Annotated in this window: 15 protein-coding genes; 2 read left to right on the top strand and 13 right to left on the bottom strand. The window is 63.1% G+C overall.

All coding sequences use genetic code 11. The features are described from left to right. Positions 1-143: 143 nt before the first annotated feature. From ACSE4D_RS09885 to ACSE4D_RS09825, 13 genes are all read right to left on the bottom strand, one after another. On the bottom strand, positions 144-1,166 hold the full coding sequence (locus ACSE4D_RS09885; protein WP_425118983.1) for a hypothetical protein: 1,023 nt from the start codon (positions 1,164-1,166) through the stop codon (positions 144-146). Then, positions 1,163-2,170, bottom strand: a complete 1,008-nt coding sequence (locus ACSE4D_RS09880) for a glycosyltransferase family 2 protein (RefSeq protein ID WP_301477846.1) — start codon at positions 2,168-2,170, stop codon at positions 1,163-1,165. Before ACSE4D_RS09880 ends, ACSE4D_RS09885 begins: the two co-directional genes overlap by 4 nt. Continuing rightward, the gene (locus tag ACSE4D_RS09875) at positions 2,160-3,461 is read right to left on the bottom strand and encodes a lipopolysaccharide biosynthesis protein (protein ID WP_301477844.1); all 1,302 of its coding nucleotides are present in this window, start codon (positions 3,459-3,461) and stop codon (positions 2,160-2,162) included. Before ACSE4D_RS09875 ends, ACSE4D_RS09880 begins: the two co-directional genes overlap by 11 nt. After that, positions 3,458-4,159, bottom strand: a complete 702-nt coding sequence (locus ACSE4D_RS09870) for a PIG-L deacetylase family protein (protein WP_301477842.1) — start codon at positions 4,157-4,159, stop codon at positions 3,458-3,460. The genes ACSE4D_RS09875 and ACSE4D_RS09870 overlap by 4 nt, the downstream gene beginning before the upstream one ends. Next, positions 4,156-5,280 carry an aminotransferase class I/II-fold pyridoxal phosphate-dependent enzyme gene (locus ACSE4D_RS09865; protein WP_425118984.1) on the bottom strand — a complete coding sequence of 375 codons (1,125 nt, stop codon included), beginning with the start codon at positions 5,278-5,280 and terminating at the stop codon, positions 4,156-4,158. The genes ACSE4D_RS09870 and ACSE4D_RS09865 overlap by 4 nt, the downstream gene beginning before the upstream one ends. Beyond that, entirely contained in the window at positions 5,277-7,259 is a 1,983-nt protein-coding gene (locus ACSE4D_RS09860; RefSeq protein WP_301477838.1) for an SDR family NAD(P)-dependent oxidoreductase, read from the bottom strand. Before ACSE4D_RS09860 ends, ACSE4D_RS09865 begins: the two co-directional genes overlap by 4 nt. After that, on the bottom strand, positions 7,256-8,683 hold the full coding sequence (locus ACSE4D_RS09855; RefSeq protein WP_425118985.1) for a YveK family protein: 1,428 nt from the start codon (positions 8,681-8,683) through the stop codon (positions 7,256-7,258). Before ACSE4D_RS09855 ends, ACSE4D_RS09860 begins: the two co-directional genes overlap by 4 nt. After that, on the bottom strand, positions 8,680-9,918 hold the full coding sequence (locus tag ACSE4D_RS09850) for a glycosyltransferase (protein ID WP_301536484.1): 1,239 nt from the start codon (positions 9,916-9,918) through the stop codon (positions 8,680-8,682). Before ACSE4D_RS09850 ends, ACSE4D_RS09855 begins: the two co-directional genes overlap by 4 nt. A gap of 5 nt (positions 9,919-9,923) precedes the next feature. Then, positions 9,924-11,027 (bottom strand): hypothetical protein, encoded by a 1,104-nt coding sequence (locus ACSE4D_RS09845; protein WP_425118986.1) that lies wholly within the window; start codon positions 11,025-11,027, stop codon positions 9,924-9,926. A 20-nt stretch (positions 11,028-11,047) separates the two neighbouring features. Next, positions 11,048-12,244 carry a glycosyltransferase gene (locus tag ACSE4D_RS09840; protein WP_425118987.1) on the bottom strand — a complete coding sequence of 399 codons (1,197 nt, stop codon included), beginning with the start codon at positions 12,242-12,244 and terminating at the stop codon, positions 11,048-11,050. Further along, positions 12,241-13,614, bottom strand: a complete 1,374-nt coding sequence (locus ACSE4D_RS09835; RefSeq protein ID WP_301536481.1) for a sugar transferase — start codon at positions 13,612-13,614, stop codon at positions 12,241-12,243. Before ACSE4D_RS09835 ends, ACSE4D_RS09840 begins: the two co-directional genes overlap by 4 nt. Before the next feature lie 297 nt (positions 13,615-13,911). Beyond that, positions 13,912-16,455 carry a LuxR C-terminal-related transcriptional regulator gene (locus ACSE4D_RS09830; protein ID WP_425118988.1) on the bottom strand — a complete coding sequence of 848 codons (2,544 nt, stop codon included), beginning with the start codon at positions 16,453-16,455 and terminating at the stop codon, positions 13,912-13,914. A 50-nt stretch (positions 16,456-16,505) separates the two neighbouring features. Beyond that, positions 16,506-18,992 carry a helix-turn-helix transcriptional regulator gene (locus tag ACSE4D_RS09825; RefSeq protein ID WP_425118989.1) on the bottom strand — a complete coding sequence of 829 codons (2,487 nt, stop codon included), beginning with the start codon at positions 18,990-18,992 and terminating at the stop codon, positions 16,506-16,508. A 569-nt stretch (positions 18,993-19,561) separates the two neighbouring features. On the opposite strand from ACSE4D_RS09825, the gene ACSE4D_RS09820 reads away from it, so the two are divergent. Continuing rightward, entirely contained in the window at positions 19,562-20,755 is a 1,194-nt protein-coding gene (locus ACSE4D_RS09820; protein WP_135541819.1) for an acyl-CoA dehydrogenase family protein, read from the top strand. Between the two features lie 38 nt (positions 20,756-20,793). Further along, positions 20,794-21,939, top strand: a complete 1,146-nt coding sequence (locus tag ACSE4D_RS09815; RefSeq protein WP_135541817.1) for an acyl-CoA dehydrogenase family protein — start codon at positions 20,794-20,796, stop codon at positions 21,937-21,939. Positions 21,940-22,005: the final 66 nt, after the last annotated feature.

The raw sequence follows: 22,005 nt of genomic DNA, 5'->3' as shown, positions 1-22,005 counted from the left end.
GAGCCCGACATTGTCGCCAGGGGCGGAATCTACATTGACGTTCATGAGTGTTGGTCTTTCCCTCCGGGGATGAAGGTCTCGGACCGGTTTTCCGTCGCCGAGGTGGTGCTGAGCTTCTCGCTGCTGTCACAGACATCCGTGTTTCAACCATCGGGAAAGCCTCGGGAGATGGCAGCGGCGACCTTCGGCAGGGACGACTTCGGCGTTCCATCGATCTCGAAGAGCCCGAAGCCGTCGTCCTGGGAGGCGCCGTCATTGCGCAGCCGATAGACGAACACCGGATCTGCAGCAGATTGTGAGAGTTCGCCGATCGTTTCGACCAGTGATTCCGCCTGCTGTGCCTCCGTGTAGAGACCAGGTCCCGTCTGCAGACCGAACTCACCCACGGATACGGGCAGATGCTCTTGCTGTCCCAGCCTTTCGATGCGTCTGGGCAGGGACGACATCGCCTTGCGCGAGAGCACCGGGTAGAAGTCGACCGTGCAGATGTCGAGGTGCCCGCTGACAGCGGCGAAGAACCGCAGCCACTGCTGCTCGCGTTCGTCATTGACGGGATATCCGCTGGCGCTCGTCGTGATCTGGACATGGGACGCATGCGCGTGGATGGACTCTCGCGCCACTCCGAGTGCTTCGTCGAGGTCGGAGAGATAGGTGTCGAGATCTCCCTCGATGGCGCGTGCCGTACGAAAGTCGAGATCACTGGCTTCGTTGTAGACCTGCCAGACGGCGACTGAGGAGCCGAAACGCTGTGCCAACTGCCCCCAGTACTGCTTCATCGCTGCAAAGTACTCCGGGGTGTTCTGCGATGCGGGGGCCCCGTCGACTGTGAGCAGACAGACGCTCATGCCCAATGATTCCACGAATGCAAAAGCACTGTCGTAGAGGCGCAGACGCTCTGGGTTGAAGACCAGCTCCCCCTTCTCCGACCAGGACCTGATGACCTCGAAGCCGACGACCCCGAAACGCACCCATTCGGCTCCGAGCTCGTGCACGGCGCGAACATCCCTTTCGAACTCCTCGAGCCCCGGCTGAGGTGAGCTCACGGTGAAGCCGAACCGGCCGACTCGCTGAGCCGCACACCCATCGGCAGTGACCAACGCGGACACCGTGATCAGGCCCGCTCCGATCAACCAGCGTCGCCGTGAGGTCGTCGCCGGGACTGTCATGTCCGGGCCTCCTGCAATCTGCCGCGCAGACGATAGGCCCGGCTGTGGACTCCCCGGCTCATGCGGGCGAGCGCCAGCGACAGCCCCCTGGCCACATGGCGACTCCTCATCGCATCGACGACATGCGAGAATCGGATCTCATTCCGACACCAGGAGTAAACTTCCGCCTGCAGCCTCGGCGACTGCGTGTCTCCAGCTGCCTTGCTGACCATGAAGTTCAGCTGCATCCACCGCATCCGATGGATTGCTTCGACGGCCTCACGCCCCGAGTAGACGGCATAGAGGGCGTCTTCGACGTCGTCGAGCACGGTAGCAAGATCCCAGATGCTGGGACGCAGTTGGCCCGTCACCGATTCGGCATTCAGGAAATAGTTGTACATGGGTCGGGTCTCAAAGCTCACAGTCGACACGGTGCTGAGCAGGTTGAAGACGAATCCCAGGTCGCTGTATGTGTTGTCCTTCGAACGAACGTGATTGGGACGGAACAGCAGATGCTGGTTGAATCGGGCTCGACCGTCGATGAACAGCTGCAGGGCCTGCGGGGCAGGCAACGGCGATGGGGTGTCGACGACCCCAGCGATGCTCACAGCTCCAGAAGCTGTGATCGTCTTCAGGGGAAGTACGACCACATCGGAGTCCTCCATCTCTCCGCGCGCCACAAGGACTTCCAGACATTCGGGGTCGAAGGTGTCATCGGAGTCGAGGAAGATCACCCACCTGCTCGAGATCAGGCCGAGCGCACAGTTCGTCACCCCCGCATATCCCCGATTGGTCTGCAGCCGGTGTCCTAAGAAGCGAGGATCATCTGGCATGAGCCCGAGGATCTCCTCGTCTGAGCCGTCATCGATGACGAGGACACAGAAGTCGGTCGATGTCTGCGCCGTCAGAGAGTCCAATGTCCGCACAATGGTATCGGCGCTGTTGTACGCGGGTACCACGACGGTGACCGCAGCATTGCGAGTGCGCTCGGTGATCGCCTCTTCGCTCGGGGGTTCATAATTCATGATCAGCAGTCTCCCTGTCGATGTTGTCCGGTTCGTCGGTTCTCACCTCGAGCGCGTGGGCAGCCGGGCCCCGCCAGCGCAGCACCAACAGCAGCCCGGTGATGAAGAGCTCGGCGAAGACCAATGCCCATGCGGCTCCGATCGCGCCGAATGCCACAGCCATCGGCACGAGAATGACGAGATGGGCCACCGCGCCGCTCATCATCGCCATGGCGGTGGCAGAGTAGCGACGCTGCGAGTTGAGGTCGAGCATGAGCACGGCGACGCCGCCGCTGGTGACGAGTGCAATGCCGATGATCTGCGCAATCGGCACAACCTCGGCGAATCCAGCGCCCAGATACCACGGGACGAACCAGGGGGCCACGAGGATCAGCGTGACCCCGCCCATGGCGAACAGCGCGAAGAGCGCGATCATGATCGCACCGGGCCCTGCCGCTCCCGGACGGTTGCGATCTCGGGCATCGACCATGCGGGGCATGAGGGCATCGGTGATGGCGAAGAGCACTCCGCGTCCGGCGTTTCCGAACCGTTCTGCCGCGCCGTAGTGTGCGGCCTGGGCAGGAACAGAGACCAGCCCGAGGACCACGACCGGTGCCGAGCCCATCAGACTGTGCGCGAGTGAGGAGAAGAACAGTTCGCGGCCGTCTGCCAGCGCAGATCTCGCCGCCCGCAGGCTCGGCGTCGACCACTGTACGCAGCGATGGGCGAGGAACGGCCATGCGAGCAGAGTGGCGATGGCTGGTGGAGCGAACTGCCAGGCGATCGCCCACCCGATATCGGACTCGCCCTTCACCGTGACGATCAGCCCCACCAGTGCGATGCAGCGTGACGTCGCGGTGATCACTGCGAACAGGCGCAGGCGTCGCAGGCCCTGCAGCAGCCACGAGGGAAAGCCGATTCCGCCCGCAATGACCAGAGCTCCGATCAGATAGAGGCCGAAGTCCCTGTGCAGCGTCGGGACGGCCGCGACGATCAGCAGCAGCGCACCCGCACCGGCCAACCACAGCAGCACCACGGCGAGGAGGGTGGAGAAGATGACCTGGGAACGTTCGGAATCGTCCTTCGCGACCGCGATTCTGCGCACAGCGCTGACAGAGAACCCGTAGTCGCACAGGCGCACGATGACTTGAAGAATCGCAACGATGATCACCACTCTTCCGAAGGAGTTCACCCCGAGCAGCCTCGTCAGCAACGGCAAGCTGACGATGGGGTAGGCAAACGCCGCAAGCTGGCCGATGCCGACGACCAACGCATCGCCGCCGATACCACGCAGACCCGACCGCCACCTCATTCGCTTGCCCAATCTCCGGATCGGGTGATGCGACGGACCGTGTGGAAAGTCTCGGCGAAGGCAAGACTCGCCTGACTGCCGCGAAAGACGGCCAAGGCCTTCAGAGCGGCCAGGGAGCGTGGCCCGGGATGGTCCTGGACCTGCGAGGCGTAGGCGGCGAAGGCTGTCAGTTTGGCATCGATGTGGTCCGAGATGTCGACGAACCAGTCAGGAGTGAAATCGGCTTCGATGTGCGGCGCATTCCAATGAGTCTCCGAGATCGTCTCGTAGAGCGCCACGGCCGAGATGCCCGTTCCGGCCCCCACCGGCCTGACAGCCACCATCGCAGCTTCGAACACCGCCTTGTGATCGAGGTGCCGATCAGGAAATGGAGCCAACACGAGGTCCGGGTGCAGACGGTCGACAGTCGCCTGGATCCCCGAGTTGAGCGCCGCCACTCCCATCCTGGCCAACTCGACGGACGGATGCGGCAGATACTCGGTGCTGGTGACACCGAGGCGCGCATGCGCGTCCTGTGCTTCGGCCCGGATCATCTCAGCAGTGCCCGAGGGGTACAGAGGCGGCTGGTCCTGTGAGGCCACGAGCACATGGACTTCACATCCGTGGGCGTGCAGAGCGGCCATCGTACCGCCGGCTCCGAGGACCTCGTCGTCAGGGTGTGGGGCGATGACGAGAGCCCGTGAGAACCGTTCCATCATGCTGTGCTCCTTGTCCGGCAGGTCGACACGATGATGTCCACGACTCGACTGATCTGCTCTGGCCGCAGGTCCGTGCTCGAGGGGAGGACGATCCCGCGCCGATACAGATCCTCTGCGCGACCGGTGATGTAAGACCGATCTGCGCCCGCCTGGGCCGGCTGCATGTGCATCGGTTTGAAGACCGGTCGGGTCTCGATTCCGACGTCGAGCAGACTGCCTGCCATGCCGGTTGCGTCGGCTTCGGACTCCAGGATGAGCGTGTTCATCCAGCAGTTCCCCTCAGCAGGATCGAGTATGCGCACACCGTCCAGCTGTTCGGCCATTGCTTTGTAGATCTCGAAGTTCGACCGCTTTGCCCGCAGGATCTCGGGCAGTCGCGCCAGCTGTGCCGAGCCGAGTGCAGCGAGGATGTTGGAGAGCCGATAGTTGTAGCCGATCTCCGTATGCTCGTAGTGCGGCACCGGCTGACGCGCCTGACTGGCCAGGTAGCGCACACGCTGTGCGCTCTCGTGGTCCGGACATAGGAGGGCACCCCCTGATGAGGTTGTGACGATCTTGTTGCCGTTGAACGACACCGCGGCAAAAGCACCGAACGATCCTGCCGGACGACCGCCGAGGCGAGCGCCCAGCGATTCGGCCGCATCGGCCACGACGACAGCACCGAAGTCCTGAGCCGCCTCGGCGATGGCCTGGTGGTCAACGGGTCGGCCATAGACATCGACGGGGATGACGGCTCTGATCGGTCTGCCCGCCGCAGCCCTCTCGCTCAGCGCCAGCCGAAGCAGCTCCGGCGACATCAGTCCCATGTCATCGCAATCGATGAAGACGGGAGTGGCACCGACATAGGCCACGGCATTCGCCGTGGCGGCGAAGGTCAGAGTCGCCACTGCGACTTCATCACCGGGCTCGATGCCGACAGCGAGGAGAGCCAGATGGAGCGCAGCCGTCCCCGAGCTCGTCGTCACGACCTCCGGCCGTTCGGTGAGTTCAGCCAGTTCAGCTTCGAAGACGTCGACGTGTGGGCCTGCGGGAGCGACCCAGCCCGATTGCAGCGCAATCGACACCGCAGCTTCTTCGGCAAACCCGACTGATGGAACGCAGAGTGGAATGTTCTCCGTCATCGGATGCTCTCCTTGACCAATGCACTGTCGACCTCGATGACGCGGGCCGCATGGTTCAGGGAACCAACGGGTTCCGCGTCTCGCGCCGCAGGCTCCGGAACCTGCGTCGCTCGTCTCGGCAGCGGGTTCTCCTTCGCCTCTGTCGTCTCGGAGGCGGCCTTGTGCTCGACCTGGTCGCCGCCTCCCCCGACATAGCTGCTGTAGGCCTCGCGGATCCGAGGAAGGTCCACATCCGGAGCCTCGAGGAACGCAGGCTCGAGACCGCTGATCTCCACGCGCCACGCACGCCCATTGGGGGTTTGGTTCGCTCCCTCACTCGGCGCGAAAAGCTCCTCGTGAAGCTTCTCGCCATCGCGCAGGCCCGTATAGGTGATCGGGCACGACCGTCCGGCCATCGTCATCATGCGCACTGCGATGTCGACAATCCGAACAGGATCGCCCATATCGAGGACCATCGTCTCCCCCGGTGCCCCTTCGGATGCAGCGTTGAGGACGAGGACGCACGCTTCGGGAATGGTCATGAAGAATCTCGTCACATCGGGATGTGTCACCGTCAGGGGTGCCCCGCGCCTGATCTGCTCGGTGAAGGAGATGAGGACTGACCCACGTGAACCCAGCACATTTCCGAATCTCACGCTGACATAGGGACGACCGGTCACCTCGGCGAAATGAGACGTCAGCCTCTCTGCCACGTATTTCGAACGCCCCAGCTCACTCGTCGGGTTGGCAGCCTTGTCCGTCGAGATGTTGACGAAGCGTTCGACTCCCACTTTCGCAGCGCAACGGAGCACATTGAGCGTCCCGTGGACGTTCGTCTTCCACCCCTCGGCCGGGTAGCGTTCCAGCATCGGCAGGTGCTTGAGAGCCGCGGCATGGAAGACGAGCTGTGGGCGGATGTCCTCAAACACTGCGGCCAAGGCATCCGCATCGCGAATATCGGCGAGGACGATATCGGCGGAGTCCATCAGCGCTCTGCCGTCCATGCTCAGACATAGTGAGTGCAATGCTGACTCGTCCCGGTCGAGCATGACCAGCCGCTCAGGTGACTGCTTCGCGATGAGACGGACCAGCTCTGCCCCGATCGATCCTCCTGCACCGGTGACGAGCACGGTCTTGCCCTTGACCAGACGTGTGATCGACTCGGGTTCGGGGTCGATGATCTTGCGGCCGATGAGGTCGGCGACATTCATGTCGCGCAAACGAGACAGATCGACATCATCGGACAGCAGATCCGCAAATGACGGGATCGTCCTCACCCAGGTGTGCTCAAGATCGAGATGACGAACCATCGTCGTGAATACTTCGGCGGGTGCCTGCGCGATAGCGACGATGACGCCATCAGCAGCGTGATCATCGACGACGGACTGGATATCGTCGATGTTGCCGCGCACATGGATCCCGTGCACGACGGCCTTGGCCTTCGCACGATCGTCATCGACGAGCGCAACCGGGATGTAGCCGCCGTTGGGGTCGCTCAGCATCTGACTGATGAGAGCACCGCCAGCTTCGCCGGCGCCAACCACGACCACACGTTGGCCCGAGTGCGGACGGAACCGCGAGTCGATCCACATCCGCAGCGCCTGTCGACCGGCGATCATGAGCACCTGTGCGCTCAGCATGGCCAGCAGGAACCACGGCAGATCATAGGCCAGACTCGAGACTGAGGCGATGATGGTTCCGAGAGCGGTGACGATGATCGCACCGATCCCCTGTCTGCGCAGCTCCAATGCCGAACCGATGGGGTACCGATTGCGATAGAGCGAGAGCGCAGAGCCGACCAGTATCTGACACAAGATGATCGAACCCAGGACCGTCAGGCCCTTCGCACCGTCGGCGCGGGAGGTCCACGTCACGATCATCACCCACGCGAGGATGATCGAGAATATGTCTATCTGACCGAGCACGAACAATCGTGTCACGGATGAGTTCCTCTGCACGCCGAGGCGGGAGAGTCGCCGCGGCCAGTTTGTGCCTGTCATGACTGTGCTCCATCTGTGTTGTGCCGTTTCCGGCCGTTTTCTCTTGGAGTGACGAATTCGTCACTTGCCGCTGGTGTCGTCACCATGTCGAATTCCTGTGTTGCCAGTTCGGCACCAGGCGAAGTCGGCTCATCAGAACCGACGATGAATGGCTTCGAGGTGTGGTGGGGGTCGACGACGAGTTCGTCGAGGCTGCGGATGAAGTCCGGAACATCATTCGATCGCGTCGTCGGATCGACGACGACGACCCCGGCTGCGGTCGTATCGTTTGCTCGCAGGAGCTCACGAGTCGCCCGCAGGTCGGCCCGGTCGGGGTGGAGCGTCGTGACGATCACTGCCAGTCCCGAAGACTCGAGGAAGCCGCAGGTCTGAGGGTGCGAGGCGAAGTCCGAGCTCAGACAGACCACCAAGTCATACTGTTCCTGCTGGGAGGCCAATGCCGTTCTCACCGCTTGCCCGCTGAATACTCCCGTGCCGGCTTCCGAGCTGACGTCGATGACGCTGACCCCGAGGACCTGGGACAGTTCTCGGTAATGTGTGGTGTTGAGTGCTGTCGGATCAGCCGAGACGAGGGCACATATCAGACCGCTGGCGGCCGCAGTCTCCACCAGATCCGCTGCCAGCTCATTGCCCGCCCCGCCGACGCCGCAGAGTGTCACAGTCACGGGGTGATCGGACTGGCTGCTGACCCCGAGCCGAGCGAGCAGGCCCCCGGTTGATGTGGCGGCACCGGCGCTGGTGATCTGCCGACGGACGGCCCCTCCCGGCCGCTGCATCCGCACTGCCAGAAGGCCGGCTTCGGAGATCGCGAGAATATCGCTGAAATCACGGATGCGTGAATCCAGACCATGTCTGATCGGAGCCACCACCAGTCCGAGGAGGAGCCCGGCCAGGGCACCGATGCCGAGGAAGCGAATCGGGTCGGGAAAGTTGACGGCGTCATCGGTCTCCGCCTTCTGCAGGACGGTCACATCCATATTGGCATCTGGTCCCAACTGATCGGTGACGAATGATCTGGACATCGTGTCCGCCGCTCGATCGGCAAGCACTTTGGCCTGCTGCGCGTTGTGATCGCGCGCATGGATTTCGATCACCGTGGTGTCAGGCACCACCGTGGCCTCGAGTTCGCTGCGGATCTCCGCTGCGGTCCGTTCGATGCCGGAGCCGCGTGCGACCTCCTCGGCGAAGTCGTTCGATCGGCTGATCTCGAGGACGGTGGGCATCCGGTCATCGATGTAGACCGCTGATTCTGCTGCACTGACGTCGGAGTTCTCCGACACTGAGACGATGACCTGCGATCGGGCGTCGTAGACCTGTGGAAGCGTGACGGCCAGCGCCGTACCGAGAAAGGCCCCGAGGATCACGCAGCCGATGATCCACCAGCGTCTGATGAAGAAGATTCTCAGAATCTGTTCGCCGCTCATGCTGTTCTGCTTTCTGTGTTCGAGACGTGCGAGTGCACCGTCGTGATCTTCGTCGGGGGCCGAGCCGGTACTGATGTTCCACCTCGCCGGCGAATGGTCTCCGCTCTGATGAAGCCCGTGTATATGTGCAGTGATCGTCCGGCCAGATCTGCTTGCGAGTGCTCGCGCACCACCCGTTCCCTCGCTCTCAAGCCGAGGGAACGGCGACGTTCTCCTGAGAGCAGATCGCCCAAAGCTGCGACGGCCTCTGCCGACGTTCGGAACAGCGATCCGTCGACATCATCGTCGATCAGATCTCGGACGCCGATGACATCCGCGCCGACGGTGGGGATAGCCATGCTCCCTGCCTCCAGCATCGCAATGGGCATTCCCTCGGCCGCCGAGGTGAACAGCAGAATCGCGGCAGCGGACAAGTGCTCACGGATTTCCTCCGGAGACACCCAACCCGTGACTGAAACTGCCGGTGCAGATGCATCGCCTCTGGGATCATCGAGCGCTCCGGTCTCTGCCTCAAGCAGACTGCGGTCGCCGTCCCCGATCCAGGTGAAGGCAAATCTCCCCGGGTATTCCCGGTGCACCAGTGACGCTATCTGGGCGAACTGTCCAGGGTTCTTCTGCGTAGCAACCCGCCCCAGGTGAACGACCTCCACCACCTCACTCGCCGGTCCCCGTGAAGTATCGACCGGTGCGAAGTGCGAGGTGTCGACGGCGTTTGCCAGGACCGCAGTGCGGGCGCCCGGCAGCTTCTCGGCGGCACACTCTGCTTCTGTGCCGGATACCAGAACGAGGTCCCTGCCTCCGTGAAGCGCCACCCGCTCCAGTCTCAGATAGACCTCTCGTGCTCTGTTCGAGAACTCGATCTGATTGAACGAGAAGCCGTGCGGACTGTAGACCAAGTGGGCACGTGGCCGCAGCAGGATCGCCAGCGACCGGGCCAGGAAGCCTGCCCGAGACGAATGCAGATGGATCACGTCCCAGTGGTTGCTGCGAAGTTCACGCACGAGCCCCCGCATGAGGCTGGTGACAGAGGATTTCGAGGTCTGTGCCCAGCACTCGACCATCACCCTGCAGCCCATTCCGATCGCGATCTCATCGTGTGAGGGCGAATCGGCACGTGGTGTGTAGCAGAACCCCACTTGGTCGAATCGAGGATCAGCAGCCTGTGAACGTGCCAGAGCCGTCACTGAGGACAGCACGCCGCCGGCCGCGGCATCGGTGATGTGGAGGAGCTTCATCGTGCTCACCCTTTCTGGATGTGGTTGTCTGCTTGAGCCGTGGCTGCGACACGTCTCGAATCGGTGACTGTGTTGGAGTCCGGAGGGCCGGGCCCTCGGTTCGCGACACGGATCGGGATGAGTGCCAGGAACAGCGGCAGGAAGGGAGTGAGATGTTTGAGATACGAGCCGTAGTCGGGTTCGAAGATCACCAGCACGATGAAGAGTGAGACCAGGACGGCCGCGATCCAGGCTGTTCTCGGCTCACGCTGCGCGCGTCCGCGCATGATCGCGGAGGCGACCACGGCCCACACGACCACGATCGCCAAGCCGGCGACGAGGTAGTAGAGCGACCCCATAGCGAACATCGGAATCGGGACGAGCATGAAGAGCGCGACGACGAGAATCGAGAGCACCCCCGCTGCCTGAGACGTTCCGAAGTCGGGATTGCTGATGAGCGTGGCGACGGTGCTCTCGCTGCGCCCAGAATTCACCCATGCCCGTGTAGCGCCCAGCTGTTCTCCCCGGAACAGCTGGAACGCGACCGCCAGCGCGATATAGGCGAGGACGAACGCGATCACGATCAGCAGCGGGCGACGGACCCGCCTCAGCGTGAAGTACACGATCGGAATCAGCGCCGCGACGAGTGACCAGTACGGCCGCACGAGTGCCCCGTAGGTCAGACAGGTGCCGACGATGAGCACGGCGCGCACACTGTCCCTCGCCGAACGCACCGCCGCCAATACGACAAGCGCCACGAGAAGAGAGACGAACTCTTTGGTGAACTGGGCAAGGTAGGCCAGTCCGAGAACTACGGTGAGGCCGAGCAGCCCGGTGCCCAAGAGTCCGACTCGTTCCCATTGGCCGAAGTCGAGCGCCAAGATGACACAGATGACGAGGACGAACATGGCCGCAGTGCTTGCAAGTGCAGGCGAAGAATCGAGCCCCAGCGCTTGGTAGAACTGCGCCAAGACGTGAAACGATCCGTCCTCAGCGGCGAATCCGGGATCGTCGATCGCGTTCTGCACATGCTGATCGTCGAGCAGGAACCGTTGGGGCAGCAGCCCGCGCACGATCGGGGCCAGCACGACCGCGAGACCGCAGAAGCCGATGAGCAGAAACTGAGCCAAGCTCGGGAAGCGCCTCGGACTCATTGTTCTGCCCTCTGCACTCGTGGTGACCTGATGTTCGAGGCAGCTTCCAATGCGGATTCGAAGTCGGCGATGAAGTCGCTGCCGGGTACCGTTCGAGCCGCGCGGGACATCGTGGTCAGCCGACTGAGGTCATGGCTCAACTCGATGATTCGCCGTGCGGTCCGAGTGAAGGTCTCGGCCTCGATCTGTTCGCGGCTCGAAACCTCAGAAGAAGCCTCGGCATCGTCATTGCGGACGTGGACGGCGTTGACGCCGTCCTCTGTGTAATGGCGGATCGCGCCCACGGGAGTGACGACAGGAACAAGCCCCAAGGCGAGCGCTTCACGGACGGACATTGCCAGACCCTCATATTCGCTGAGCTGAAGGAAGAACGAGGCGTTCTCAGCGTGAGCCAGGATGTGATCGGCTTTTCCGGCCCCCAACCAGGTCAGGGGCAGACCTCGGTCGTGTGCCATGGCCAAGATCACGCGCAGCGTAGGAGTCTCCGGAGAGATGATGTCGAGCGCGAAGGCACCGGGTGCAGCCGCTTCGAGGGCGGCCACAAGCTCCAGAGAACGGTCGAGGCGCTTTGCTTCGACGGCTCTGCCCCAGTAGATGATCCGCATCGGCTGCCTTGAATCACTTCCGGAATCCGGGTCAGGCAGATCGTCACCGGCCGGCTCGATGCCCGATGGCGGCCCACCGGCATCCGATGCTGCGGGCAGAGCTCGTCTCCGGGACAGATACATCAGTTCGGAATCGGGGCAGACCACCTCGGCGCGGGACCTGAGTGATTTCGGAACGAGCGCGTCCAAGGCGGCCGCGGAATCGCAGAGGATGCGATCCGCGAAGGGAAGGGCGACGCGATGGACAAGGGCATCAACGACGTTTGTGTAACGAGTGTTGTGGACGTAGATGACCCAGGGCGTGCGCGGACGGCGGATCCGGTGAATGCCTCCGACGATGACCGACCGCCAGAGAGAGCTGACGACGACCTCAGGTTGGAATTCGTGCAGTCGGCGAAGCATGCCGAGCGCGGATCGCGGGGAATTCACGCCTGCGCCGGCGAAGTCGGCCGAAACCGCTGATGGCTCGGCCTGCTCGAAGGCGAAGACCCGGTAGAGCAGGAGGTCGGCCCTGCGAACGACGAGATCGACAGCAGCTTCGACACCGCCGATTCCCGTGGTGTGGATGAGATGAGCGACGCGGATCATTGGGCACCTGCTGCTCTGGTGACCGCTCCGAAGGTCCGCAAGAGGATCTTGAGGTCATCTTTGAGGTTCCAGTTATGCGCGTAGTACAGGTCGAATTCGCGCGCCTGCGCCCACCCGAGGTCGGATCGGCCGCTGACCTGCCAGAGCCCGGTCATTCCGGGTCTCACACCCAAACGCTGATGATCGGAGCCTCGGTAGAGGGCGACCTCTCCCTCGCGCTGAGGGCGAGGACCGACGAGACTCATCGAACCGCAGATGACATTGAACAGCTGCGGCAGCTCGTCGATCGAGGACTTGCGCAGAACATGACCGAGCCGGGTGATCCGCGGATCGGAGTCGACCTTGAACAACGGCTGCGTTGCTGTCCCCTGGGTCTTGAGCAGGTCCGTGAGCTGAGCATCCGCGTTGATGACCATCGAGCGGAACTTGAAGATCCTGAATGGTCGGCTCTCACGCCCCACACGCTGCTGTGAGAAGAACACGGGGCCCGGCATGGACAGTTTGATCCCGACCGCAACTGCCACCAGCAGCGGGAGGAAGATGAGGACGAGGAGGCTCGCAGCAACAACGTCGAAGGCTCGTTTGGCAACACGGTCGAGCACTCCGGGCCGGGACGGAGCAATGAGAAGCCCCGAGCTGTCTGTGGCACTCATGGCTCGGACACGCGCGGGGTCGACGCCGAGGTCGAAGAGCGGAAAGTAGAGTTCCACGTCTCGGTTGCGCAGCTCCCAGCTGAGCCGGCGCAGCATTTCCGCATCGATGCCGAAGGACAGTTCGACGAGCTCGACGTCACGTCGCCTCACCTCGGCGAGGACAGCGGCGACGAAAGCATCACTGTCGGTTCTGGCGGAACCGCTGACGACGACCTCGCTCACGGCCTTGTCCACACTGCCGAGGGACTCGGAGACGATGCGCAGCGTGCGTTTGGGCAGAACCATGGGAATGACCGCACGGATCACTGCGGTGGCTCCTGCCGTCCACCACAGCGCGATGAGAAAGACCGCAGGGCCCTCGCTCGCGATCGCCTCGGCAGGAACAAGCTTCTCCCAGGAGGTGAATGTGGCGATGACGGCGACTGCGCCGGTGACGACGACTGCCGCCAGCAGCGGAATCCGAACCGAACGCGAGATGCGGCCGACAGACGTGCTGCCGCCGGAGAGCAGATCGAGGACCCACCACACGAGGATCCACGCCGCTTCGGGCCCCTGCGTCTGCGACACGACGATCGCTATCGCGAAGATGGTCGTTGCCGCCTGCAGCGACACCGCCATGATCATTCGTCGACGGCTGGCGAACACCGCATCGGGACGCCCGACGTGGGCAGTGCGCGTATCGGTGAGCGGTGAATGGGACAGGGCCTGCGCGGTCATCGAACTGTGTCCGAACAGCTGTAGTCTGAGTGGCCCAGTGCTTGGGCGGAAGTGAACATGCCCCCATCATTCCGAGCACTCGCAGGCGGTCACTAGGTGGTCATTACCTGATCATCGGTCGATGATACTCAGCCTGAGGGCCAGGACTACGGGAAGCCACTACTCGGTCATGATTCGGTCATCGTTCCAGGCGCTGTCTGACCATGTGAGTGGCGGCCTGCCGCCCTTCCAAGTACTCGGTCGCACTTGGCCCTGCATCGCCGGCACCCCGGACTAGACCACGGCATCCATACAGTCTCAGCGTGTGGCCTGCGTCCGTCCGAGCGCCTCGGCGACCTGCTCGCGACGAGTCACGCCCAGCTTCTGATAGAGCCGGTAAGTATGCCCTTCGACGGTTCTGACGCGGACACCGATCTCCGCTGCGATCTCCGCGTTAGTGCGGCCGGCAATGATGAGATTGCTGATCTGGCGCTCTCTCACTGTGAGTTTCAGTCCGCTGTCTCTGCGCTTGTCCGTCCTGGCGTCTTCCCCATCGACGGCAGCGCGCGCCAGCGACCTGCACAGCGCGGCAAGGTCCGGCAAGCTTCTGTCTCGGGCCTCTGCGATATCGAGCAGGGCCGCGCTGTCACTCTCGCGCAGGGCTGCTCCCAGCTGCCCGAGAAGACGGAATTCGTCGCCTGTTCCACGTCCGGCCAGCAGACACATCTCCTCGGGTTCGACCACGTCGAAGTGTCGGAAGAGCATAAGCCTGATGAGAGCGGCCAACCCGAACTGGTCTTCGCTCATCACCTCGGTGAGCAGCTGCTGCAGCTTCTCAACCCACACGGCATCGCCGGTACGCAGCCCCTTCGCCACGAGGACCATGATCTCCGCACGACGGTACCCGATGAAGGGGCCGCGAGCCGGCAGCTCGTCGAAGCGGGCCTCATAGTCAGCAGCGACGGCGACGTTTCCGCCCACGATCGACATATACGCGGCTTCCGCGATGGCTATCGCGAGAAATGCCGCCAGGTTCCAATGTTCGAGCCCCTCGACGGCAGCGTGGGCGGACCGAGTCGCTTCGGGCAATGCTCCGTCGTGGGTATGGACGCGGGCCCAGACAAGGTCGCTGGGACCGCTGCGGGCGGCAAGATAGGCAATGTCGTTGCTCGGCAGATCACTTAAGATCCGCTTGGCCCGCTCCGCATCGCCTGCGATGGTCAGGGCATCGGCTCGAACCATGGACAGGATCATCGAAGCCGTCCCCACGGTGTAGTTGCGACCGGACTCACGATCCAGCAGGTCAAGGGCCTCGACCGTACGCCCCTTCTCGAGTTTCCGAACGGCCAAGGCAACGGTCAGGAGTATGCGCAGGGACTCGGGCAGCCTGTCATCGCGGGAAGCCTGGATCAGGAAGCGCTGATCGGAAGCGCCCACCAGCAGGGAACGAGTGCCCAGGTAGTCGATGATGTCACGGGCGGTGGACACATCCAACCCATTGCAGTGTGCTTCAGCGAGACTGGGGGCGTCGTGCTCGATGCCGTGCCCGAGACCCTCCTCGGCCAGAACCTCGACGCGGTCGAGGGCATCACGGAATCTCTCGAGCGTCAGAGTCGGAGAGTTGCGATCGAAATCCTGATAGATCCAGACAACGAATGCTTCGACGACGAGGTCGGCACAGCAGGCCTTCTGCACAGCCTGAGCGAGCACATCGAAGCCGAGCGCCGCTTGATTCACCTCGCAGTAGAGGCGCCCGAGGTCGCAGAGTTCAACCGCGTCCATATGATCGGTCGGCACTTCGACGAGCATTCGCAGCGCTCTCTGCCATTCACCGATCCGTGCCGCCACCCGGGCAGCCTCAATGAGATTCTGGACCTCGATCTTCGCTCCGCAGCCCAGTGCCCAGTCCATCCGCAGCATCAGCGCCCACTCGGATGAGGGTGATGCGCCGCCGGCGAGGACGAAGTCGTACATCCGCCGGCTCCGACCGTCAGGAACCGTGTACCGGATCGTCTCGGATTTGTGATTCTCCATGGCCACATACATGCGTCGCCCTCTGTGGATGAGGTCGATCTCCCCGGCGGCTACGAGGGCATCTGCTGCTTCGCCGAGGTCGGCAGCGAGCATGAGTTCGACATCGACCTCCCCCGCGAGAACGACCAGCTCGAGTGCGTCCCTCAGCTGCTTCGGGTATCCTTCAAGATCGATGCGCGTCATGTCACGTGCACGTTCGTCATAGTCGACATCGCGCCCGTCGAGGACCCAGACCCCCTGACGGTTGTAGAACCTCTTCGCCCGACTCGTGTATCCGATGAGTTCGACGATCTTCCCCGGCACCCTGCCCGAGTGGAATTCGACGATGTCGAGCACCCCGCGGGAGACGATCCCGCCGAGGTAGTGTTCCACCATCTCCGCATAGGAATCAGGATCGAGTGGGCTGAGGGCAACGTGTTCTAGAACATGGTCCGCGACGAGGTCGTCGAACGGATGCTCACAGCCCGACCGGTCTCGACTGCGTGTCGCCACGATCTTGAGGTCACCGTCGTTGGCCAGCTGTGACAGTACGCCGAGGGTGCGCCGGTCGACGTCATGGGCGTCGTCGACGTAGACCACGGGAGTGGACCGTTCTTCTGTCAGCATCGAAACGACGCGATGGAGCAGATCGTCTGGGTCTCTGTCGAGATCGACGAACAGCCCGAGTGCCCCGAAGTCGACCGATCTGAATATCCGGTCGCCGCGCAGCCACAGCTCCGCACCGCCGCGGCGACCATGCAGGAAGGAAGCGAGAAAAGTCTTGCCCGAGCCCCTATCGCCTTCGATGAGGATTCCGCCGGAAGTCGAATCACGCAGAGAGTTCTCCATTGTTTCGACCTCGCGGCTGCGGCCGAAGACGACAGGCTGGCCTGTGGAGCTCAGGGATAGTCCCCCCACGAGGCGATCACCTCCCGCAGTTCCCGTCGATTGGCCACGTGCAGGCGGCGATAGATCCGACTGAGGTGCCATTCGATCGTGCGCGCTGACAGATGCTGTCTGGCACCGATGTCCTGGCTGCTGCGTCCGGCGATGATTCCATCGACGAGCTGCCGTTCGAAGTCGGTCAGCACAGCCTGCAATCGGGGCCCCGAGGTGCTGAACCTGATCGCCCGCAGGCTGTTGCCGATGAGGATCCGGGCCTCCTTGGCCGCCTGCTGATCGTGGGCATCGATAGCGCGGGACTGAGCCAGTTTCGCAAGAGTCGAGCAGAGGACGACGGCACCGTATTCCGAGGTTCTTCTGCCCGCCTCGACGAGAGCGGACGGCGTACCGTCGGCCATCGCCTTAGCGACGATGCCTGCCAGTCGCCCCGGCTGTCCATTGATCTCCGCGGCGGCTCCACCCAGCTCGACGATCGCCGCTCGATGCCCCAGGCATGCCGCTTCCAGCCATGCCGAAGCGGCCAACGTCGCCGCACCTTTCGAGCGTGCCGCGCCGCCGAGAGCGTAGAGTCGATCAGCGGCCTCGTCCGGCTTCGACAGGGCCAGAGTCTGCAGCTGAAACAGCGAGGCCTCGAAGTCTCCCCAATACGAATAGCTCTCGCCCCCGGGCGGCAGGCCCGACCTCGCCGGTCTCATTGCGGCGGCGTCTCCCATCAGCGTGCGGGCGAAGTCCAGCGCTGCTGCGGTGCCCACATAGCCGACGTTCTCATTGTTCGCAGTGACCTTCTCCAGCACGGCCAGCGCGCGGGCGGGATGACCGGTGCGCAGGTCGACAAGGGCTCCGACGAACCCGGACAGCTGTGAATCGATAATCCTCCACCCTCTCGCTTCCGTCCATTTCAGTGATGTTCGCGCTCTGTCCCAATCGCCGGCTGTGTATCTGGCGATGAAGAACTGAGGCGCCGAATCTTCACGTTCGAAGCTCGTCATTCCCGGCAGACCGAACATCAGTTCCGCCTGCTCGATGAACTGCAGTCCCGCCTCAACCCTGCCTGTGAGCACCGAGGCCATTCCGAGCACGGCGCAGGCACGAAGCCGATGGCGGGTCAGACACGAATGGTCGAGGTAGACGCGCTCCGCCCGTGCCATGGCTTCTGCGAAGCGCCCGCCTGTGAGGTCGAACCGGGCAAGCGTGACGTCGAATCTGCCCCGCTCGACAGATGACTCAAGGTGAGGGTGCAGCCAGCCGAGCCGGAATCGATCGGGCTCACGCGGGTCGGTCAGCCGCACATCCATGGAAGCCGCACGGGACAGGAGCTGCGGGCTCATCTGGGTCCAGTCTTCGGCAATGGATTCCAGTACACGGTCGAAGACCCTGTGCGCCGCTTTGTTGTTGTACCTGCCTTGTTCTGCGCGGACGATCTCAAGGAGCAGTTCAGTCGACTTCTCGGTGGCGGACTCGGCGAGTGCGACCGCTCCCGCATAGTCCCCTTCACAATTTGCCCAGGCCACAGCCTCAAGGATCTTCTCAGTCGGCTGGGTGAAGCCCAGACTGATCCCCCAGGACAGATATCCGAACAGGGAGCGCTGTTCCATCACATCAAAATCGGCGACTGCGCTGAGGCTCTTCCACAAAGACAGCGAATGCGAAGGTCTGACCTGCGCACGCAGTGAAGAGGCGACCACTGGTTCGGCGATCCTGACAGCGGCATGTCTGGCACGAGTCATCCTGATGACCCCGCCGTCGGCCAAGGAGTCGAGCTCTTCGGCCGAGCAGAGCTGGAGAAGAGTCTCATAATGGACCGCACCGGTCATCGCGACCATTTCGAGCACGGGCCGCAGTTCAGGATCGATGTTCCACAGGATCCGTTCTGTGGTCCGCAGGTGGTCGCGGTTGAACAGGACATGGCTGAGCAGCAGCGGGTTCCCACCAGTCTCTGCGCGCAGGCGGGAAACCGACCGATCTGCAAACGCGCGTGACCCCGAGGTCCTGGACAGGGCGGCCACAGTGGCTTCGTCAAGGCCGCTGAGGTCGACACGGATGAGTCCGCCCGAGAGCCACAGGTTTGTCGCAAGGTCGAGGGGAGGACGAATGGACTCAGCAGCGATGAGGAGCTTGACGCGTCTGGCCACAGCAAGTTGGATCAGCACTGACAGTGACCTCGCGTCGACGAGGTTCGCGTTGTCGAGCAGAACGATGGGAACCTCGTCGGCGTAGCGGGCCAACAGCACCCTGCCGATCGCAGACAGCGCGCCTCCTGCGCCGACGTCGGCTGCGGTTCCCGATTGGGAGAGAAGAATCTCGAAGATTCCAAGGTCTTGATCACGCAGTGTCTCCGACCCCCGAAAGCGCAGTACAGGAGTCTCGTCATCCATGTGCGCCAGAGCAGTGTTGAGCATCGTGGTCTTCCCGATTCCGGCAGCACCGATGACCAGCGCACCGCAACCGTCCGGGTCTGTGAGGGACTTGACGACGGCTGCCACTTCGTCCCTGTACCCGAGAATCTGATGTTGGACCGTTCGAACAGCAGTGGGCATCTGCTCAGCCTTCTTCAAACCGCTCGTCATCCACTACCCGGTCGGCGTCGGGACGCTGACACCGCAACGAGTCTCCCGACAATGCCGTTCGGCGTCTTCACGCCCCTCGACCTGCGTTCCGTACAAGTGAATGCCGCTCGACGCCGCGTACGATGAGCAGCGGTCGCCGATTGGATTTCCATTCCTACTATAGCTGTAATATTCTACAGCACAAAACGCCTTTGTGCACTCATTTTTCCCGATGTACGGCAAACCACCAACGCCCCTTGCCGGGGAATCTCCGTCCGCCCCTCACCTCGGAGCGCCACGGACCTGCACACCCCTCGCCTTCCACAATCGAAGCTCCCAGACGTCGCTCCCGCACCCAGTCTTCTCGCGCCCACAGCTTCGAACCACAGGCACATCCCGCTGTCACCTCACCTCCGTGGGCCAGTTCTGCCCCTACCCACTTGTGAGCCTGAACACCGAAACGTACTATTGGGATTAAGTTACCGAACGATCAATCAGGAGTTTTCATGGACACCTTGCTGAATGCAGAGGAGCGCGAGTTCGCGCAGAAGATGCGTCAGTTCTATCGCACGGAGATTCCCGAGGAGCTGCGCTTCAAGGTCGCCACCGGCCAGGAGCTGACCAAGGACGACATGGTCACCTCGCAGCAGATCCTGAACAAGCACGGCTACGCGGTGCCGAACTGGCCCGTCGAATGGGGCGGTCAGGACTGGACTCCGGTGCAGCGCCACATCTGGCTCGAAGAGATGCAGCTGGCCTGCGTTCCGCAGCCGCTGCCGTTCAACGTCTCCATGGTCGGTCCCGTCATCGCGACCTTCGGCAGCCAAGAGCTCAAGGAGCGCTTCCTTCCCGCCACCGCGAACATCGACATCTGGTGGTCGCAGGGATTCTCCGAGCCCAACGCCGGTTCCGATCTCGCTTCGCTCAAGACCTCGGCCGTGCGCGACGGCGACAAGTACATCGTCAACGGCCAGAAGACCTGGACGACTCTGGGCCAGTACGGCGACTGGATGTTCAACCTCGTCCGCACCGACCCGGATGTCAAGAAGCAGGCCGGCATCTCCTTCCTGCTCATCGATATGAAGACCCCCGGAGTCACGGTCCGTCCGATCCAGCTCATCGACGGCGGTCACGAGGTCAACGAGGTCTTCTTCGACAATGTCGAGGTCCCGGTCGAGAACCTCGTCGGCGAAGAGAACAAGGGCTGGACCTACGCGAAGTTCCTGCTCGGCAACGAGCGCACCGGGATCGCCCGCATCGGCGCCTCCAAGGTCAACCTCGCACGCGCCAAGGCCTATGCCGCGGTGACGAAGACCGCTCGGGGCACTCTGCTCGAGGATCCCCTGTTCTCCGCCCGCCTGACGAAGATCGAAACCGAACTCACCGCGCTCGAGATGACCCAGCTGCGGATCCTCTCCACTCAGGCCGCCGGTTCCGATAAGCCGGACCCGCGTTCGTCTGTCCTCAAGCTCAAGGGCTCGCAGCTGCAGGAGGACATCTCCGAACTCCTCGTCGATGTGCTCGGCCCGCAGGGTCTCGACTTCGTCTCCGACCGTGTGCAGGGACAGGGCCTGTCCGATCTGCCCAGCGCAGCGGTCGACGCCCTGCCCACCTACTTCAACACCCGCAAGGTCACCATCTACGGCGGTTCGTCCGAGGTGCAGCGCGGAATCATCTCGAAGGCACTGCTCGGTCTCTGAGGTACCGACGCTCATACGATTTCTCAAAGAGGACAACAATGGATCTTGAACTCAACGACATTCAGCAAGAACTCGCCAGCACTCTGCACAAGTACCTGCGCAGCGAGTACGACACCGCCACGCGCGAAGAGATCCTTCGCAGCGAAGAGGGCATCTCCCGCGAGAAGTGGCAGGCTTTCGCCGAGATGGGTCTGCTCGGACTCGCCATCCCGGAGTCCTACGGCGGCGCGGACATGACCTTCAACGAGGTGGCCGTGGTCGCCGAGGCGTTCGGTCGCTCTCTCGTGCTCGAACCGTACCTGGCCACCGCGGTCCTCGGCGCGAACGCGGTCCTCCTCGGAGGCAGCGAAGACCAGAAGCAGGCAATCCTGCCCGGCGTGGCCGAAGGCCAGACCTTCCTCGCTCTCGCCGCCCTCGAACCGGGACAGCGCTACGCCGTCGACACCCCGCAGACTCAGGTCTCCGGAGCCGACGGCAGCGTCACCCTCACCGGTGAGAAGATCAGCGTCCTCGGTGGAGACGTCGCCGATCACTTCATCGTCACCGCCACGCAGAACGGTGAACTCGGCCTCTACCTCGTCGCCGCCGACGCCGAGGGTCTCAGCCGGGTCGCCCACCGCCAGGCCGATGGACTCGGAACCGCGAACCTCAAGCTCGACAACGTCGCGGCACAGCGTCTCGACGCTGCCGACGCCAACGCGGTCCTGTCCGAGGTCATCGACCTGGGCAATGCCGCGATCATGGCCGAAGCCGTCGGTGCGCTCGAGGCCTCCATGACGATGACCGCCGAGTACCTGAAGACCCGTGAGCAGTTCGGCGCGCCCATCGGTGCGAACCAGGCGCTGCAGCACCGGGCTGCGGACCTCTACGCCGAGCTCGAGTACGCACGCAGTATGGCTCTGTATTCGCGCCTGGCCGTGACCTCCGAAGTTCCCGGTGCCGAGAAGGACCGCCACCGCGATGTCATCGCCGCGAAGATCGTCGTCGACCAGGCTGCGCGCAACATCAGCCAGGAGTCGATCCAGATGCACGGCGGCATCGGCATGACCATGGAATACCCCATCGGTCACTACGCCAAGCGCCTGACGGTCATGACCCGCACCTTCGACGATGCGGACTCGCTGACGGCTGAACTCGCCGAACTCGGCGGGCTGATCGAACCCCACGCCGCCGACCTCCGCTGATCCGCACCGCGGCGAAGTCCGACGCGGTCGGAACAGTGAAGCGCCGAGGTGACACGGAATCTTCCG

The sequence above is a fragment of the Brevibacterium sp. FAM 27836 genome, assembly GCF_051351055.1.
Classification (GTDB): Bacteria; Actinomycetota; Actinomycetes; order Actinomycetales; family Brevibacteriaceae; genus Brevibacterium.
Note: the sequence above shows the minus strand (reverse complement) of the source record. Positions and strands in the feature narration are given on the sequence as shown.